A 17,786-nucleotide genomic window follows, 5' to 3' on the forward strand; every position below is an offset into this window, starting at 1 on the left:
ACTTAATTAAATTCAAGTTGTATTGTTGCTAATTGTTTTAACTGATGCAACAAAGCGTCTGTGGGGGTCACCCACCATTCTGTGCCCAGTGCCATAGTTACCGCCCCTTCCTGGCGCTGATAACGCAACTGCACTGGTACTGTGCCGGCTTTAAATTCTGCCAGCACTTTTTGTAATCTGGGTAAATAATCCGGCCCTGTCTGCGCCGCATCCACGGTAATAAACAGCGACTTCAGGCATTTTTCCCGGGCCTGGGTGATCTCAACCACCTCGCGGCCGGTCATTGTAAGGCCACCGCTGAAATCATCAAAGCTGACCTGTCCTGAAACCACCAAAACCTTGTCTTTTTGCAGCAGATGCTCGAAGTTCTCGAACTGTTCGGGGAAAAAACGTACATCTAAGCGCGCTGATTTATCGTCAAGCTGCACTAAAGCCCAGCGCCGGCCTTTTTTATTAATCAAAACCCGCACCGACACCACTAAACCACAAGCATGCACTGTTTGGTCGCGCCGGCCCGGTTGCATTTCCACTAAACGGCAACTGGCGTAATGTGGCAATTCTGCCAGATAACGGTTAATAGGGTGACCTGTTAAATACAAACCGAGCGTTTCACGCTCCCCTTCCAGCCAGACTTCATCCGGCCAAATCGGCACCTGCTTAAAAGCTTTGGCAGACATTTGTGGTTCAGGCGACAATAAACCAAATAAGTCACTTTGCCCAACAGCTTCGGCTTTGGCGTGCTGCTCCGCTGCTTTCATCGCTTCTTCCAGACTTGCCATGGTAGAAGCACGGTGTGGCCCCAGTTTGTCCATGGCACCTGATAAAATCAGCTTTTCAATAACACGGCGATTGAGTTTTTTTAAGTCAACCTTGGCGCAAAAATCGAATAAATCAACAAAAGCACCTTTTTGGGTGCGGGCTTCAATAATGGCTTCTATCGGGCCTTCACCCACGCCTTTTATCGCGCCAATGCCATAGACAATATGGCCTTGTTCATTGACGGTGAACTTATATAAACCTTCGTTGACATCAGGCGGAATAAGCTTGAGCTTCATATGCTCACACTCATCCACCAAAGTGACGATTTTATCGGTGTTGTCCATATCGGCCGACATCACCGCCGCCATAAACTCGGCAGGGAAATGGGCTTTCATCCATAAGGTTTGGTAAGACACCAAGGCATAAGCGGCAGAGTGCGATTTGTTAAAACCATAACCTGCGAACTTTTCTACCAAATCGAAGATTTTCATCGCAAGTTCGGGGTCAACCCCATTGGCTGCCGCGCCGTTCTGGAAGGTATCGCGCTGTTTGGCCATTTCTTCGGGTTTTTTCTTACCCATAGCACGGCGTAATAAGTCAGCGCCGCCCAGTGAATAGCCAGACAACACCTGAGCAATTTGCATCACCTGCTCTTGATACAGAATAATGCCGTAAGTGGGTTCCAGAATGGGTTTGAGTGATTCGTGTTGCCAGGTGGCATCCGGATAAGAAATGGCTTCACGGCCGCGTTTACGGTCGATAAAGTTATCTACCATGCCCGATTGCAGCGGGCCAGGCCGGAACAGCGCCACCAGAGCTATCATGTCTTCAAAACAGTCGGGCTGCAGGCGGCGGATCAGGTCTTTCATACCACGGGATTCAAGCTGGAACACTGCCGTGGTTTCCGCTTTCATCAACATGTCGTAACTGCGTTTATCCACCAGCGGAATTTGGGTGATATCAACAGGCGGCTTGCCTTCTTTTTGGTGACGTTCGTTCACCATATTCACCGCCCACTGCAAAATAGTGAGGGTTCGAAGGCCTAAAAAGTCGAATTTGACGAGACCTGCGTATTCAACGTCGTTTTTATCAAACTGGGTGACAGGGTTATTGCCTTCGCTGTCACAATAAACAGGCGCAAAGTCGGTAATTTTAGTTGGCGCTATCACCACACCACCGGCGTGTTTACCGGCGTTACGGGTGACACCTTCGAGCCGGCGCGCCATATCAATCAGATCTTTCACTTCACTGTCGGCAGCATAAAGCTCGGGCAAACGTGGCTCTTCAATAAAAGCCTGCTCCAGTGTCATACCTGGGGTGGGTGGAATAAGTTTGGAGATACGGTCAACAAAACCATAAGGATGCCCCAGCACCCGACCCACGTCACGAATAACAGCTTTGGCAGCCATGGTGCCAAAGGTAATAATTTGCGACACCGCTTCGCGGCCGTACATGTCGGAGACGTGTTCTATCACTTCGTCGCGCCTGTCCATACAGAAGTCGACGTCAAAGTCGGGCATCGATACCCGCTCCGGGTTTAAAAAGCGCTCAAAGAGTAAGTCAAATTCAAGCGGATCCAGGTCGGTGATTTTCAACGCATAAGCCACCAGAGAACCAGCGCCCGAGCCCCGGCCTGGCCCCACCGGAATATCGTTATCTTTCGACCACTGAATAAACTCCATCACCACCAGGAAGTAACCAGGGAATCCCATCTGGTTAATCACGTCGAGCTCAATTTGCAAACGCTCGTCATATTCAACACGTTTTTCCGCCCGCACTTTTTCGTCCGGAAACAGAATTTGTAAGCGGTCTTCCAAACCTTCGCGGGATTTTAATACCAGAAAATCTCCGTCTGTCATGCCGCCCGTCGGAAATGCCGGCAGGAAATATTCGCCTAAACGAATGGTAACATTACAACGTTTGGCAATTTCAACGGAGTTGGCAAGGGCTTCGGGAATATCGGCAAACAGCGTCTGCATTTCTTCGGCAGAACGTAAGTACTGCTGTTCACTGTAGTTTTTTGGCCGGCGTTTATCTTCCAGCGTATAACCATCGTGAATAGCCACGCGGATTTCATGAGCGGAAAAATCGTCCGGTGTTAAAAACACCACTTCGTTAGTGGCCACCACCGGCAGGCCGGTTTCTTCAGCCAGGGTCACTGCCTGCTGAATATAAATCTCTTCATCAACCCGGCCGGTGCGGATAAGCTCTAAAAAAAAGCGCTCTGGAAAATGCTGCTGATAAAAGGCGACCAACTGCTCTGTGCTGCTTTTATTGCCTTTGATCAAAGCTTTACCAAGCGGGCCATCTTTACCACCCGACAATAAAATTAAACCGGCGCTGTGTTCCACCAGCCAGTCGTGGTCAATCTGAGGTTTATCAGCCACATGGCCGCGCAAATAAGCTTTAGAAAGCAACATCGTCAGGTTCTGATAACCTTCGTTGTCTGCGGCAAGCACCAGCAAACGGCAAGCTTCACCGGGGAACAGCGGGTGTTGCACAAATAAATCGGCGCCAATAATGGGTTTAATGCCGGCGTCATGGGCAGTGCTGTAAAAACGCACCAGACCACACATGTTCATCTGATCGGTCAAAGCCAAAGCGGGCATCAACTGCTTTTTGGCAGCGCCTACTATAGGTTTGATTTTACTTAAGCCGTCCAGCATCGAAAAATCGCTGTGAACGCGCAGATGAACAAATCCCGGTTCCATCAAACTACCTTTTTAAAAAGTTGTTATTGCACAAGCGGTCGAGCATCCATTTATGCTTCAGCGTCCGGCTGGCGCTCTATAGCGTCGCGCACCGGCTTATAACTGCGCCGATGTTCCGCCAGAATACCGTGTTTGGCAATAGCAGCCAGATGTTCGGCCGTTGGGTAACCTTTATGGCCGGCAAAATTATATTCAGGATATAACTGATGCAATTCTGTCATTTCGGCATCACGCGCCACTTTGGCCAGAATAGAAGCCGCACTGATCTCCGGCACTAAACTGTCGCCTTTCACCACGGCACTGCCTTTATGTTTTAAGCCGTCCGGTACTCTGTTACCGTCAATCAGCACCCATTGAGGCTGAATATGCAGACCATCCACCGCCCTTTGCATAGCCAGCATAGTGGCATGCAAAATATTAATGTCGTCAATTTCTTCAACTTCAGCCCGGCCCAGGCTCCAGCTTAAGGCTTTTTCGCGGATTTCAGCCGCTAATAACAGCCGCTTTTTTTCACTGAGTTTTTTCGAATCAGTTAAACCCAAAATAGGTTTGTTTGGATCAAGGATCACAGCTGCTGTCACCACAGCACCCACCAGCGGACCACGCCCTACTTCATCAACACCGGCCAACAGTGCCACATCTGGTCTTTGGTACTCAGACGGCGATTTAGTTACATTCAGTTCAGACATCTAACAGCTCCAGCACGGCAGCGGCCGCTTTGGCGCTGGCATTACAACTAATTTGTTGATGAATAACACTAAATTCAGCGCGGGTGGCGTCCGCTTGTTGGCTGAGCAGCGGTGTCATAGCGTCAATAAGTGCAGCTTCTGTCACTTGATGCTGCAAAAATTCCGGCACCAGAGCTTTTTTGGCCAATAAATTGGGCAGGCTGAAATAATCCACTTTCACCAGTCGACTGGCAATTTGATAGGTCAGCCAGTTGGTTTTATAAGCCACCACCATCGGCGTTTTAGCAAGCATCGCCTCCAAAGTCGCAGTGCCTGAGGCGATAAACACCGCATCTGCTGCTGTTAAGGTTTGCCGTGCTTTGCCAATCAACAAGCTGATTTTAAGCTTCGGTGTTTGCTCTGCCAAAATAGCGTTAAAAATGTCGGCTTTGGCCTGGGTCACCATATTACAGACCAGCTGCAAGCTGGGGTTTTGTTGTTGCAACTTTGCCGCTGCACGCAAAAAATCCGGGGCTAACAATTTGATTTCATTGCTTCTGCTGCCAGGCATAATGGCCAGCAAGGGTTTATCGGCAGTAAAACCCAAAGCCACTTTTTCGGCAGTTTTATCAGGCGACAACGGCATTTGGTCGGCCAGTGTATGGCCGACAAAGGTACAAGGCACCTGATGCTGGTCATAAAAAGCTTTTTCAAAAGGCAATAACGCCAGCACCATGTTGGTAGCAGCGGCAATCTTAAAAATACGTTTTTGCCGCCAGGCCCAGACCGAAGGGCTGACATAATGCACTGTTTTAATACCGGCAGCTTTGAGTTTTAACTCCACCGGCAGGTTAAAATCGGGGGCATCAATGCCAATAAAAACATCAGGTTGATGCTTGTTAAAATGCGCCAGAATATCGCGGCGTACTTGTAATAAGCGCGGCAACCGGCCAAGCACTTCCACTATGCCCATCACCGCCAGCTCTTCCATATCAAACACCGCCTGAAAACCTTCAGCGCGCATGCGTTCACCACCAATACCGTAAAATTCGGCATTGGGTAGTTGCAGTTTGAGCGCCCGGATAAGATCTGCGCCCAGAATGTCACCCGAATGTTCACCTGCGATCATCGCAATGCGGACCGGCTTTGTTGTTTGCATCAAAATTACACCAGAATTGACGACGGCTTTATGGCAAACGTCTGAAAAAATGAACAGGATATTACCCTTCTTTGTGGACAAAGGGCAAAAGATTCAATGGTTTTGCCATCCATTAACACAGCTGAACAAAACGGCGTCAAAAGACGCCGTGTTGATACAAAGATGACTGTCAGTGCAGACGTTTAACGGATAATGCCACGCGGTGACTGCACAATAAAATCAGTAAATACTTTAATTTCAGGTATTTGCTCCGCTTTATCGGCCAAAGCTGCTACGGCGTCATTCACCATCAGACCCTGACGGTACAACACTTTATAAGCCCGTTTAATTTCAGTAATGGCTTCACTGCTAAAACCACGACGTTTAAGTCCTTCGCTGTTAATACCATGCGGCACTGCGTGTGAACCATGCGCCATTACATAAGGCGGCACGTCTTTCACCACAATAGAACCACCGCCGATAAAGCTATGGGAACCAATATGGCAGAATTGATGTACACCACTCATACCACCAATAATCACCCAATCGCCCACATGCACATGGCCTGCAGTTGAAGCGTTATTGGCAAAAATTACATTGCTGCCAATGACACAATCGTGCGCCACATGGGTGTAATTCATAAAGAGGTTATTGCTGCCAATAATGGTCACGCCTTTGTCCTGAATGGTGCCACGGTGGACTGTGCAACCTTCACGGAAAATATTGTTGTCACCAATCTGCAGTTCTGTCGGCTCGTTTTTGTACTTTTTATCCTGGCAGGCTTCACCAATACTGGTGAACTGAAAAAAGTGGTTACCACGACCAATGATGGATGGCCCTTTGATCACCACATGAGACTCAAGCACACAATCGTCGCCAAGGGTCACGCCGGCGCCAATATAACAAAAAGGGCCAATGCGGACGTTGTTGCCAATACGGGCACCAGCTTCAATAACGGCGGATGAATGGATCATAATCAGAGTTCTCTTCTGGCACACATCAGTTCGGCCGTGCAAACCACCTGGCCATCGACTTTTGCTTCACAATAAAACTTCCACATATTGCGACGTTCTTTTAAAAACTTCACTTCAAGCACCAGCTGATCGCCTGGCACTACCGGTTTTTTAAAGCGGGCTTCATCAATACCAGCAAACAAATACAGTTCGTTTTCAGCACGTTCAGAAACGGTTTTAAAACCCAGAATACCAGTGGCTTGTGCCATAGCTTCCAGAATTAATACCCCAGGGAAAATAGGTAAACCAGGGAAATGACCGGTAAAAATAGGTTCATTAATAGTGACGTTTTTAATGGCGGTCAGGGTTTCACCTGGCGTGTAATCCAATACCCTGTCTATTAATAAAAACGGGTAACGGTGTGGCAACAACGCCATAATTTCCTGAACTTCTAAGCTATTTAATGAATTCGTCAAAATGAACCCTCTGACTATTTAAAGCTGAAAAACACGAACACCAGCGGCAAAGTTATTCTGCAGCCGGCGCTTTCAGTTGGGCCAGCTGTTGCTCAAGATCCCGCAGACGCTGGTACATCTGATCAAGCTGGCGATAACGGGCGTTATTTTTGCGCCATTCCAGATTCGGACTGGCAGGCACGCCGGATGAATAAATACCTTTTTCGGTAATACCTTTAGTAATCATCGACATACCGGTAATTTGCACACCATCGCAAATTTCAACATGGCCTGTGATAGCGCAAGCGCCACCAATAATACAATAACGGCCAATTTTGGTACTACCAGCCACCACAGTACAACCGGCAATGGCCGTGTGGTCGCCAATCTGCACGTTGTGGGCTATTTGTACCTGGTTATCAATAATGACATTGTAGCCAATGATGGTATCAGCCATGGCGCCGCGGTCTATGGTGGTATTGGCACCAATTTCACAGTCATTGCCAATCACCACGCCGCCAACCTGTGGAATTTTCAGCCACTGGCCACGTTCGTTGGCAAAACCAAAACCGTCGGCACCAATCACAGCACCACTGTGCACAATACAACGTTCGCCAATAGTGACACCATGGTACACCGTCACCTTTGGCCAAATCTTGGTGTTAGCACCAATTTTTGCGCCTTCACCAATAAAACAACCGGCGCCTATTTGCACATTGTCAGCAATGACAACATCTTTTGAAATCACCGCATAAGGACCGATATGGGCACTGGCGGCAATTTTGGCTGAGGGGTCTATCAGTGCAGTGGTATGTACGGCACTTGCAGCTGCTGGCGTGGTATCTAGTAACTGGGCAACTCTGGCAAATGCGACATAAGGGTCATTCACGACTAAAGCATTGACCGGACAATATTCCAGATCTTCAGCTTTAATCAGCACCGCTGTTGCTGTGCTTTGCTGCAGGAACTTGCGGTATTTGCTGTTGGCAAGAAAACTGATGTGACCAGCACTGGCTTCTTCAAGTGTGGCAACGGCGCTGATGATTGCAGCGCCGTCTCCATGTAGCTGAGCGCCAAGCTGCTCAGCTAACTCTGTCAAATTGTACTTTGACATTATTTCGCTTTACTAACCTGAGCAACCACAGCAGAAGAAATATCGTACTCTGGTTTGGCATACACAGCGGCTTCAGCATTCAGGATCACGTCGTATTGCTCTTTGGCAGCAATAGCGTCGATAGCGGTTTTAACCAGACCCATCAGCTTGTTGTTTTCTTCACCCTGACGCTGACGGTACGATTCTTCTAAAGAACGTGCCATTGGTTCATACTGCTGCTGTTGTTTTTCAATAGCTGCTTGTAATTCTTTTTTCTGTGCTTCGCTCATGGTAGAACCATCACGTTTATATTTTTCAATATTAAACTTCAGGTCACTTTCCAGTTTTTGCATTTCAGCAAATTTGGCACCAAATTCAGTTTTCAGGCTTTCCTGAACTTTTGTCGCTTGTGGCAGCTGAGAAAACACAGCACGTACATTGACAAAACCGACTTTCATTTCTTTTGCAGACACAGCACCAGCCATCAGAACGCTGGCCAGTAATACTGCTGTTTTGGTAAAGCTTGGCTTAAACATAATGTCCTTTTACCTCAAAATAATTCTTAAAAAGTTGTGCCGATATTAAAGCTGAAGTTTTCCTGCTCGTCGCCATCATATTTTTTGATAATTTTGGCAAGGCTGAAAGTCAGTGGGCCCATAGGCGAAATCCACTGCACTGTTACGCCCGCAGAGACCCGAATCATACCCGCATCCGAATAATCCAGCAAACCTGTTTGCAGATAATTTGGATCCTGATATTGCGTTAATTTGGCATACCTGTCGATGTCAAATTCAGTATCCCAAACGTTACCCGCATCCACAAACAAACTGGTACGGATAGAGTTGGCATAATCTTCTTTCACCAGCGGTGTTGGTGTAATCAGCTCAAGAGTCGCAATAGCCTGAGCGTTACCACCAAATGAACGTTGTGAAATACTGTAACTGTCAAAGTCTGGTGAAGTTGGTAAAGCAACACCTGAACCTGCACCATAAGGATCTGGTAAACCCGGAATGCTGTTTACAAAACGATAAACGGCGCGCGGGCCTATCACGCGGTTTTCAAAACCACGGAAGTTCTGGCCACCGGCATAAAAGTTGTCGTTAAATGGCAGTGTATGGTCATAACCACCTTTACTACCATAACCATTACCATAACCCAACTCCAGCTTGCTTAAGAACGACCAGCTGTGGTCGTTACTGAGCGCTATATAATTTGCCGCTTCAAAATTGGTTTTGAAATACTGCAAATCTGAGTTCGGCGTGGTGATTTTACCACTCAGTGACAATCTCAGACCATCTGTCGGGAAGGTGCCCCGGTTTAAGGTGCTGCGTACCCAGCCGATGGCCAAGTCATAGTTAGTAAACTCGTATGAACTGTCAGGTTTAGCCGGATCGAGCAACATAGCGCGGAAATGGCGCAGTTGATCAAATTCCTGAATATAACTGATGTCATTAACACTGACGTTGGCGCCAAAATTTAATCTGCTGTATTCGTTAATAGGGTAACCAAAATTAACCCCAGCGCCATAACTACGCTGATTGTAAGCTTCCAGACCGGCTTTACTGCCATCAAAGTCAGAGAAGAATACAGAGCCGCCGAGGCTGATGCCATCGAGCGTAAAATACGGATCTGTATAATTCAGATTGATTGATTTCTGGTATTTGTTGGTATTAAAACTAATACCGGCAGAGTTACCTGAACCGAGGAAACTTTGTTGTTCCACACCCAGCTGGAACGCCAGCCCCTGATAACTACCAAAAGAAACACCGGCATTAAAGCTGCCCGATGGCCGTTCTTTGATAGTGAAGTCGATATCTACTTTATCTTCGACGCCAGGCACTTCTTTGGTTTCAAATTCTACTTTTTCGATATAAGGCAGACGCTGCACCCACAGTTTGGATTTTTCCAGGGTGTCATTCGACAACCAGGCACCTTCCATCTGACGGATTTCACGGCGAATCACTTCGTCTTTGGTTGAAGCATTGCCCTTCACTGAAATACGGTTGACATACACCCGCTTGCCTGGCTCAACACTGATGGTTAAAGCCACTTCTTTGGTGTCGTCATTAATATTGGTGCTGGTACGGACTTTAGAATTGGCATAACCAAAACTTGCCAGAAACTTAGCGATACTTTCTTCGGTATAAGTCACCAGAGCGCCGTTATATAACTGACCACTTTTCAGCGGCAGCATGGCATTAATAAACTCTTCCTGACCAATCAGATCACCAACAAAATCAACGCCGGTAATGGTGTATTGTTCACCTTCTTTCACCTGCAAAGTGACATAAACCGACTCTTTATCCGGGCTGACAGCCACAGTATTGGCTTCAATATCAAAACGCAGGTAACCCCGGTCGAGATAATAACTGCGGATTTTTTCCAAATCGCCTTTTAAGGTTTCTTTCTGGTAACGATCTGACGACATAAAGCGCCACCAGGGCAAATCCACCAGCGACTCAGTGTCTTTTAAGATGTCTTTATCGGAAAATAATTCGTTGCCGACGATGTTGATCTGACGAACAGAAGCAGCATCCCCTTCTTTAAATTCCAGTTTCAGGTTGACACGGTTACGTGGCAGATAAGTCAGCTTAATGTCTACTTTGGCGTTGTATTTACCCACACCGTGATAAAACTCAGTTAAACCGTTTTCAATTTCACGGATAATGGTTTTATCCAGCTGCTCACCCACAATGATTTTCTGGTTGGTGAGGCTTTCATTCAGCTGTTCTTCTTTGATGTCTTTGTTACCATCAAACTCAATAGCATTGATGGTTGGACGTTCTTTTACCCGATAAACCACAGTCTGACCGTCACGGTATACTGCAATTTCATCAAAATGGCCGGCGGCATATAAAGACTTCACGCCTTTAGACAAAGAATACTCTGTCACTGTATCGCCGATATTAAATGGCAGGTTATTCAGGGCCGCGCCTAATGCCACGCGTTGTAAGCCTTCTACCTGAATGTCTTTTACCGTAAATGATTGTTCAGCGAGCACCGAGTTGCTGGCAGAGGCCAGCAACATCGCAGCTACTAATCGTTTAATTGTCATTGTTTTGGACTACTTATGATTAGTTTATTACAAACGAGAAATATCGTTGAGCAGCGCAATTCCCATTAACATCAGCAGAACGAAGGCTCCGATTTTAAAACCTGTCTCCTGCGCTTTCTCAGAGACCGGCCTGCCGGTGAGAAGTTCCACCACAAGATACATTAAATGGCCGCCATCCAAAATAGGCAGCGGCAGTAAATTTACCACCCCAAGGTTCACACTGATAAGTGCCAGGAAGGATAAAAATGCAATCAGCCCCAGGCCAGCACTGTCACCGGCCCCTTGAGCTATCGAAATAGGGCCACTTAAATGTTTGACCGATACATCCCCAAAGATCAGTTTTTCGACCATAGAAAAACTCAGCCGCACCAGTTGCCAGGTGCGAACCACACCTTGCCACATAGCTTCTACCGGGCCATAACGTTGGTCAAAAAACATTGAATCATCAAGAGGTTGCACCTTAGGCGCCACCCCTAAGAAGCCCTGATGAAAACCATCGCTGGTTACACGACTTTCTGGGGTAACATCAAGCTCAAGTGTTGCGCCATTGCGCTCAATCAACATAGGTACAGCTTTACCCGGGTTATTCTGGATAATACCGACCAGGTCGTTCCAGTGTTTTAAACTGACGCCGGCAGCAGCAATAAATTTATCACCCTGTTGCAGCCCGGCTTTGGCGGCGGCGGAATTTTCACTTAAGTTGCCGACTTCTAACAGCGGCAAAGCTTGTTTTGGTATAAAACCCAGGCTCTGAAAAATTGAGTCTTTATCCGGATCAAAACGCCAGTCTGTTAAATCAAGCTGATAATCAGTAACAGCGTCGCTTTCAAGCGGTTTAACACTGACAATCACACTATCACGGCCAATCTGGCCTATCAGCATCAAACTGACCGCCTGCCAGTCACGAACTTCTTCACCATTCACTGCAACAACCTGATGATTGGCGGGTAATTGTGCCGTTGCGGCAATAGAGTTAGGCAACACATCAGCCACCACAGGTCTTAAAGTGGGTACACCAATGATGTACATCAGCGCCAGCACAAAAATGGCAAAAATAAAATTCGCCATTGGGCCTGCCACTATCACCGCCATACGTTGCAATACGCTTTTATTGTTAAAAGCCAAATCGGAAAATTCCGGCAGCACAGGGTCAATACGCTCGTCCAGCATGCGCACATAACCACCCAGCGGTATCGCAGCAATGACAAATTCAGTGCCTTGTTTATCACGCCAGCTGTATAAAGTTTTACCAAAACCAATCGAAAATCTTTTCACCAGAATGCCGTTTTTACGCGCCACCCAAAAGTGACCAAATTCGTGCACCGTCACCAACAAACCCAGCGCCAGCACAAAAGACAATAAATTCCAGACAAAAGCACTCACGATAAACTCCCAAGCTCAGTCTCTGCATAAAGACGGCTTTCTTGATCAAGCGCCAGAATATCATCCAGCGTTTTTGCACTGTGACTGGCAAACCGGCTCAGTGCCCGTGCATTAAGCCTTGCTATATCGGTAAAACGGATTTGTCCGTTTAAAAAGGCTTCCACCGCAATTTCATTGGCGGCGTTCAGCGCTGTTGTTGCGCCCTGACCATGCCGGCAAGCGTCGATGGCAAGCTGTAAACAGGGGTAACGATCAGCATCTGGTTTGCTGAAAGTAAAATCGGCCACTTCAAAAAAATTCAGCGCTTTGACATTGCTGGCAATACGATCCGGGAATGCCAGAGCGTGCGCTATTGGCGTGCGCATATCCGGGTTACCCAACTGCGCCAGCACTGAGCCGTCGCTGTATTGCACCATAGAGTGGATAATACTTTGCGGGTGGATCACCACCTGAATATCATCGGCTGTGCAGTTAAATAACCAGCGAGCTTCGATAAACTCCAGGCCTTTATTCATCATAGTGGCGCTGTCGACCGAAATTTTCCGGCCCATGCTCCAGTTTGGATGGGCTACCGCCTGCGCTGGCGTAATGGCGTCAAATTCAGCCAACGGGGTTTGCCGGAAAGGCCCGCCGCTGCCGGTCAGCAGAATTTTGGCAATACCGGCTTTTTGTAAATCACTTTGATAACAACCGCCTTGCAAGGCAGCCGGCAAACACTGAAAAATAGCATTATGTTCGCTGTCGATGGGCAACAAAGTGGCCTGATGTTGTTTTACTGCATTGATAAAAAGTTCACCACTCATCACCAAAGCTTCTTTGTTGGCCAGCAGTACAGTTTTACCTTGTTGCACAGCGGCCAAGGTTGGCAATAAACCAGCAGCACCCACTATCGCGGCCATCACGATGTCGGTATTTGGATGGGCAGCTAAATCGGCAAAGGCCTGGGCGCCATACAACACCTGAGTGGCAGAACCTGCGTCACGCAGTTTTTGTTGCAGTAACTGAGCGTCATTGGCTTCCAGCACAGCAGCATAAAGTGGCTTGGCTTGCAGGCACTGGGCAAAGAGTTTGTCAATTTGCCGGCCGGCAGTCAGTGCAAACACGCTAAAACGCTGTGGATGCTGTGCCAGCACATCCAGAGTGCTGCAGCCAATAGAGCCGGTCGAGCCTAAAATAACTACCTGACGTTGCATCAGAACCGACCAAATAACGCAATAAAAAGCGCAAATAAAGGCGCAGTTGCGGTCAGGCTGTCGATTCTGTCCAGAATGCCACCATGCCCAGGGAAGATGTTGCCACTGTCTTTCAGGCCAGCCACCCGTTTAAACATACTTTCTGATAAATCACCAAACACCGACAACAAGGTCAGTAACAAAGCCGCCAGATACCAATAAACCACACCTTCAGGCCATTGCATAGTGGCGGCAACAGCTGTGACAAACAACATCACAAAAGCGAGACCACCCAGCATGCCTTCCAGCGTTTTACCCGGGCTTACATCCGGCAATAATTTGTGTTTGCCAAAAGGTTTACCAATCACATAACCACCCACATCAGCGGCCCAGACCAAACCCAAAAGCGAAAAAATCAGCCAGGCACCGGTAAAGCTGGATTGTTCATAATTGACGTTACGCAGCAGCAACAAAGCGGCAAAACTAGGCACTAAAGTGAACCAGCCCATCAGCGCTTTCAGTAATTTATTGTGTTGCCACAAATGTTTACTACGGCTAAAACTCAGCACCAATAACACCGCCAGCAACCACCAGCCAATGCCGGACCACAGTGCTAAATGTGTGGCCTGATTACTCTGAATGGGCCAGTGCAGATTCAGCGGCAAAGCCTGATAACAAATCAGGTACCAGAGTGCCGAGCCCAGCACAAAGCTGATGCGGTGCACCAGGCTGCTCCAGCCACAAAAAGCGGCCCATTCCCAGGCGGCAATGACAAAAGCAGCGCCTAAAAACAAAGCAAAACCAAGAGGTGGCAAATAAAACACCGCCGCCAACGCCAAAGGCGCCAGAACAAGAGCAGTGATCAGTCGTTGTTTAAACAAACTTATTGTCCTTCTGTGGAGCCTGCCGCCAGCTCACGGATTTGTGCGCCGGTGCAACCATAACGGCGCTCACGGCTGACAAAACTGGCAATAGCATCGGCAAACACCTGGTCGTCAAAATCCGGCCACAAGGTGTCAAGAAAACATAATTCGGCATAAGCGGCCTGCCACAGCAAAAAGTTGCTGATGCGGATATCACCACCGGTGCGGATCATTAAATCAAGTTCTGGCTGTTCATGCATCTGAATATGCTGACTCAGCATTTGTTCTGTAATGTCAGTAGGTTGCAATTGGCCACTGGCTACTTGCGCCGCCAGCTGTTGGGCTGCATTGGCAATATCCCAGCGCCCGCCATAATTGGCCGCCACATTCAGCGTTAAACCTGTGTTGCCGGCGGTCAGCGCCTGAGCTTTGGCAATACTTTCCTGCAACTTAGGGCTAAAACGGGACAAATCACCAATAATGTTCAGCCGCACCTGATTTTTGTGCAGAACCTTCACTTCCTGTTGCAGCACAAATAAAAACAGCTGCATCAGACTGGAGACTTCATCTTCAGGCCGGCGCCAGTTTTCACTGGAGAACGCAAATAACGTCAGCGATGGAATGCCTAATTTACGGCAAAAACTCACGGCTTTACGCACAGCGTCGACGCCTTTTTTGTGGCCCCAAACCCGTGGTTTTCCCTGGCGTTCGGCCCAGCGGCCGTTACCATCCATAATAATTCCGACATGTTGTGGCAAAGCGCTGTTAAACGCTTGTGTCTCTTCTGTCATCAATGCCTGCCTGCAAATATGGTGTCACACAAAAAACTTACCCGAACAAAAAAGCGCCGCGAAGTGGAGCTGCACGGCGCTTTGTTTACAAAGCAATGGCTGGAATTAAACTTCCATTAATTCTTTTTCTTTGGCTGCCAGTACTTCGTCGACTTTTTTCACCCAAGCGTCAGTGATTTTCTGAATTTCGTCAGCTGCACGACGTTCGTCATCTTCACTGATTTCTTTGTCTTTTAACAGTGCTTTAAAATCGGCATTGGCGTCACGGCGGATGTTACGCACCGCAACACGGGCGCCTTCCGCTTCACCACGCACTACTTTGACTAAATCACGGCGACGCTCTTCAGTTAAAGCTGGCAAAGGCACCCGAATAGAAGTACCGGCACCAATTGGGTTTAAACCTAAATCAGATTGCATAATGGCTTTTTCTACCGCCTGGATCATCGAGCGGTCAAACACTGTGATCATCAGGGTGCGGGCGTCTTCTGACGACACGTTAGCAACCTGACGCAGCGGGGTGTCAGAGCCATAATAAGAAACCTGAATGCCATCAAGCAGGCTTGGGTGGGCGCGTCCGGTACGGATTTTTGATAACTGATTTTTCAGTGCATCAAGGCTTTTTTCCATCCGGGTTTTACTGTCTTGCAGAATATCGTTAATCACCTGATTCTTCCTTTGTGTTGTATAAGGCACAGCATGCTGTGCCCGGGCAGGATGGCGGCTAGTTTACTGTAAATTTTCGGCGTGGTCGATTACCGTGCCTTCGGTCTCGCCCATAATGACGCGTTTTAATGCGCCCGGCTTGTTCATATTAAACACCCGGATTTGCATATTGTGATCACGCGCCAGGGTAAATGCCGCTAAATCCATCACTTTCAGTTCTTTATCCAGCACTTCAGCATAAGTCAGCTGGTTGTATAAAGTGGCAGCAGGGTCTTTCACCGGATCTGCTGAATAAACACCGTCTACTTTGGTGGCTTTTAAAACACAATCAGCTTCAATTTCAATACCGCGTAAACAAGCGGCTGAATCTGTTGTGAAAAATGGGTTACCAGTGCCAGCGGAGAAAATAACCACCCGGCCTGATTTTAATAAGCTGATGGCTTCTGCCCAGCTGTAGTTGTCACAAACGCCGTTCAGCGGGAAAGCGCTCATCAGACGGGCGTTCACAAAAGCACGGTGCAGCGCGTCGCGCATGGCTAAACCGTTCATTACAGTGGCCAGCATGCCCATATGGTCGCCTACCACACGGTTCATACCGGCTTTGGCCAAACCTTCACCGCGGAAAATATTACCACCACCAATAACGATACCAACCTGCACACCCAGCTCAACCAGTTCTTTAATTTCCTGTGCCATCCGGTCTAATACTTTGGGATCAATACCAAAGCCTTCATCACCCATCAGGGCTTCACCGCTCAGTTTTAATAAAATTCTTCTGTAGGTTGGTTTTGGACTTGTGCTCATGAGATCCCCATCAGGCCGGATTGAATGTTCATCTGTATACATAGTTGCGGTGTCCTTATTGGCAGGCACGCCGTGTCTGGCACTGCCGCTGCAGTCCGCACTGCATCAGCGATAGCTGTTGTTGCTCACTGTTGCTTCACAGCAGCTCAACAGCCTCAGGCAACCGGTACCGGCATATAAAGCTGGAACCGGTTGTTTAAATTTTGACGAAACCGATAGTTTCGCAACTTTCATATATAAAAAAACCGCGACTGGCAAAGCCAAAGTCGCGGTTATTTTAGCGGGTTTTAGCCATTAGCTAAAGCTCGCATTATTTTTTAGCAGCAGCAATTTGTGCAGCTACTTCAGCAGCAAAGTCTGTTTCTGCTTTTTCGATGCCTTCGCCTACTTCTAAACGAATGTAGCTAACAGCTTTAGCGCCGTTTTGCTTCAGGAAGTCACCTGTAGTGATGCTTGGGTCTTTTACGAACATCTGGCCAGTTAAAGAAACTTCGCCAGTGAACTTCGTCATACGACCTGCAACCATCTTCTCAGCAATTTCTTTTGGCTTGCCGCTGTTGATAGCGATTTCGATCTGAATTTCCTGCTCTTTAGCAACAACTTCAGCAGGTACTGACTCAGGAGTCAGGAATGAAGGGTTGTTTGCAGCAACGTGCATAGCAACGTCTTTTGCAATCTCTTCGTTACCGCCTTCCAGTACCACTAACACACCGATACGGCCTGAGTGCGTGTACTGACCAATCACGTCACCCTGAGCTACAGAGATACGACGGATATTGATGTTTTCACCAATTTTGGTAACCAGTGCAGCACGGGCTTCTTCAACAGTAGTGTCACCCAGCTTGGCAGCTGACAGTTCTTCAACAGTAAACAGTTTGTTGGCGTGAGCCAAATCAGAAGCTGCATTAGCAAATGCCAGGAAGCTGGCGTCACGGCCTACGAAGTCAGTTTCGCAGTTAAATTCGATAGCAACAGCATAACCGTTACCAACGCGAGTGATCACAGTACCTTCAGCAGCGATACGGCCAGCTTTCTTGGCAGCTTTAGCCTGACCGTTTTTGCGCATTAATTCAATTGCGCCTTCGATGTCGCCTGCAGTTTCTTCTAAAGCTTTTTTGCAGTCCATCATGCCAGCGCCAGTGCGCTCGCGTAATTCTTTAACCATACCGGCAGTTACAGCCATGGGAAATTCCTCGTTTCAATCAGGTTGAACAAACAGGGGCCGTAGCCCCTGTCCAGATTAAAAGGTGAATGCAGACGGTTTATGACAGTCTGCAC

15 protein-coding genes are annotated in these 17,786 nt (G+C 47.9%); all 15 read right to left on the reverse strand.

What is annotated here, in order from left to right; genetic code table 11:
- Positions 1 to 2: 2 nt before the first annotated feature.
- A complete protein-coding gene (dnaE, locus tag RCH83_RS02710) occupies positions 3 to 3,470 on the reverse strand; it encodes a DNA polymerase III subunit alpha (protein WP_306518781.1) in 3,468 nt (1,155 codons plus the stop codon).
- Positions 3,471 to 3,520: 50 nt separating this feature from the next.
- Positions 3,521 to 4,159: a ribonuclease HII gene (gene rnhB, locus RCH83_RS02715; protein WP_306518782.1), complete on the reverse strand. Its 639-nt coding sequence runs from the start codon at positions 4,157 to 4,159 to the stop codon at positions 3,521 to 3,523.
- Positions 4,152 to 5,297, reverse strand: coding sequence for a lipid-A-disaccharide synthase (gene lpxB / locus RCH83_RS02720; protein ID WP_306518784.1), 1,146 nt, complete (start codon positions 5,295 to 5,297; stop codon positions 4,152 to 4,154). The genes rnhB and lpxB overlap by 8 nt, the downstream gene beginning before the upstream one ends.
- Positions 5,298 to 5,479: 182 nt before the next feature.
- Positions 5,480 to 6,250, reverse strand: a complete 771-nt coding sequence (lpxA, locus tag RCH83_RS02725) for an acyl-ACP--UDP-N-acetylglucosamine O-acyltransferase (RefSeq protein ID WP_306518786.1) — start codon at positions 6,248 to 6,250, stop codon at positions 5,480 to 5,482.
- A gap of 2 nt (positions 6,251 to 6,252) precedes the next feature.
- Positions 6,253 to 6,705, reverse strand: a complete 453-nt coding sequence (fabZ, locus tag RCH83_RS02730) for a 3-hydroxyacyl-ACP dehydratase FabZ (RefSeq protein ID WP_306518788.1) — start codon at positions 6,703 to 6,705, stop codon at positions 6,253 to 6,255.
- 52 nt (positions 6,706 to 6,757) lie between these two features.
- Positions 6,758 to 7,798: a UDP-3-O-(3-hydroxymyristoyl)glucosamine N-acyltransferase gene (gene lpxD / locus RCH83_RS02735; protein ID WP_306518789.1), complete on the reverse strand. Its 1,041-nt coding sequence runs from the start codon at positions 7,796 to 7,798 to the stop codon at positions 6,758 to 6,760.
- Positions 7,798 to 8,313, reverse strand: coding sequence for an OmpH family outer membrane protein (locus RCH83_RS02740; RefSeq protein WP_306518791.1), 516 nt, complete (start codon positions 8,311 to 8,313; stop codon positions 7,798 to 7,800). The genes lpxD and RCH83_RS02740 overlap by 1 nt, the downstream gene beginning before the upstream one ends.
- A 26-nt stretch (positions 8,314 to 8,339) precedes the next feature.
- The gene (gene bamA, locus RCH83_RS02745) at positions 8,340 to 10,832 is read right to left on the reverse strand and encodes an outer membrane protein assembly factor BamA (protein ID WP_306518793.1); all 2,493 of its coding nucleotides are present in this window, start codon (positions 10,830 to 10,832) and stop codon (positions 8,340 to 8,342) included.
- 27 nt (positions 10,833 to 10,859) lie between these two features.
- Complete coding sequence (gene rseP / locus RCH83_RS02750; RefSeq protein WP_306518795.1) at positions 10,860 to 12,215, reverse strand: sigma E protease regulator RseP; 1,356 nt, start codon at positions 12,213 to 12,215, stop codon at positions 10,860 to 10,862.
- Entirely contained in the window at positions 12,212 to 13,411 is a 1,200-nt protein-coding gene (gene ispC / locus RCH83_RS02755; protein WP_306518897.1) for a 1-deoxy-D-xylulose-5-phosphate reductoisomerase, read from the reverse strand. Before ispC ends, rseP begins: the two co-directional genes overlap by 4 nt.
- Positions 13,408 to 14,268 (reverse strand): phosphatidate cytidylyltransferase, encoded by an 861-nt coding sequence (locus tag RCH83_RS02760; RefSeq protein WP_306518797.1) that lies wholly within the window; start codon positions 14,266 to 14,268, stop codon positions 13,408 to 13,410. The genes ispC and RCH83_RS02760 overlap by 4 nt, the downstream gene beginning before the upstream one ends.
- Positions 14,269 to 14,270: 2 nt before the next feature.
- Positions 14,271 to 15,041, reverse strand: coding sequence for a polyprenyl diphosphate synthase (gene uppS / locus RCH83_RS02765; protein ID WP_306518799.1), 771 nt, complete (start codon positions 15,039 to 15,041; stop codon positions 14,271 to 14,273).
- 105 nt (positions 15,042 to 15,146) lie between these two features.
- The gene (gene frr, locus RCH83_RS02770) at positions 15,147 to 15,704 is read right to left on the reverse strand and encodes a ribosome recycling factor (RefSeq protein ID WP_306518801.1); all 558 of its coding nucleotides are present in this window, start codon (positions 15,702 to 15,704) and stop codon (positions 15,147 to 15,149) included.
- A 63-nt stretch (positions 15,705 to 15,767) separates the two neighbouring features.
- Complete coding sequence (pyrH, locus tag RCH83_RS02775; protein ID WP_306518803.1) at positions 15,768 to 16,508, reverse strand: UMP kinase; 741 nt, start codon at positions 16,506 to 16,508, stop codon at positions 15,768 to 15,770.
- A gap of 310 nt (positions 16,509 to 16,818) precedes the next feature.
- Positions 16,819 to 17,691: a translation elongation factor Ts gene (gene tsf, locus RCH83_RS02780; protein ID WP_306518805.1), complete on the reverse strand. Its 873-nt coding sequence runs from the start codon at positions 17,689 to 17,691 to the stop codon at positions 16,819 to 16,821.
- Positions 17,692 to 17,786: the final 95 nt, after the last annotated feature.

The sequence above is a fragment of the Rheinheimera sp. genome (assembly GCF_030824435.1).
Classification (GTDB): Bacteria; Pseudomonadota; Gammaproteobacteria; order Enterobacterales; family Alteromonadaceae; genus Pararheinheimera.

Bases quoted from the DNA above. Each gene is read 5' to 3' on its own strand.
- lpxB (WP_306518784.1), bottom strand. From the start codon at position 5,297: ATGCAAACAACAAAGCCGGTCCGCATTGCGATGATCGCAGGTGAACAT.
- tsf (WP_306518805.1), bottom strand. From the start codon at position 17,691: ATGGCTGTAACTGCCGGTATGGTTAAAGAATTACGCGAGCGCACTGGC.
- dnaE (WP_306518781.1), bottom strand. From the start codon at position 3,470: ATGGAACCGGGATTTGTTCATCTGCGCGTTCACAGCGATTTTTCGATG.
- bamA (WP_306518793.1), bottom strand. From the start codon at position 10,832: ATGACAATTAAACGATTAGTAGCTGCGATGTTGCTGGCCTCTGCCAGC.
- uppS (WP_306518799.1), bottom strand. From the start codon at position 15,041: ATGACAGAAGAGACACAAGCGTTTAACAGCGCTTTGCCACAACATGTC.
- pyrH (WP_306518803.1), bottom strand. From the start codon at position 16,508: ATGAGCACAAGTCCAAAACCAACCTACAGAAGAATTTTATTAAAACTG.
- RCH83_RS02740 (WP_306518791.1), bottom strand. From the start codon at position 8,313: ATGTTTAAGCCAAGCTTTACCAAAACAGCAGTATTACTGGCCAGCGTT.
- lpxA (WP_306518786.1), bottom strand. From the start codon at position 6,250: ATGATCCATTCATCCGCCGTTATTGAAGCTGGTGCCCGTATTGGCAAC.
- rnhB (WP_306518782.1), bottom strand. From the start codon at position 4,159: ATGTCTGAACTGAATGTAACTAAATCGCCGTCTGAGTACCAAAGACCA.
- lpxD (WP_306518789.1), bottom strand. From the start codon at position 7,798: ATGTCAAAGTACAATTTGACAGAGTTAGCTGAGCAGCTTGGCGCTCAG.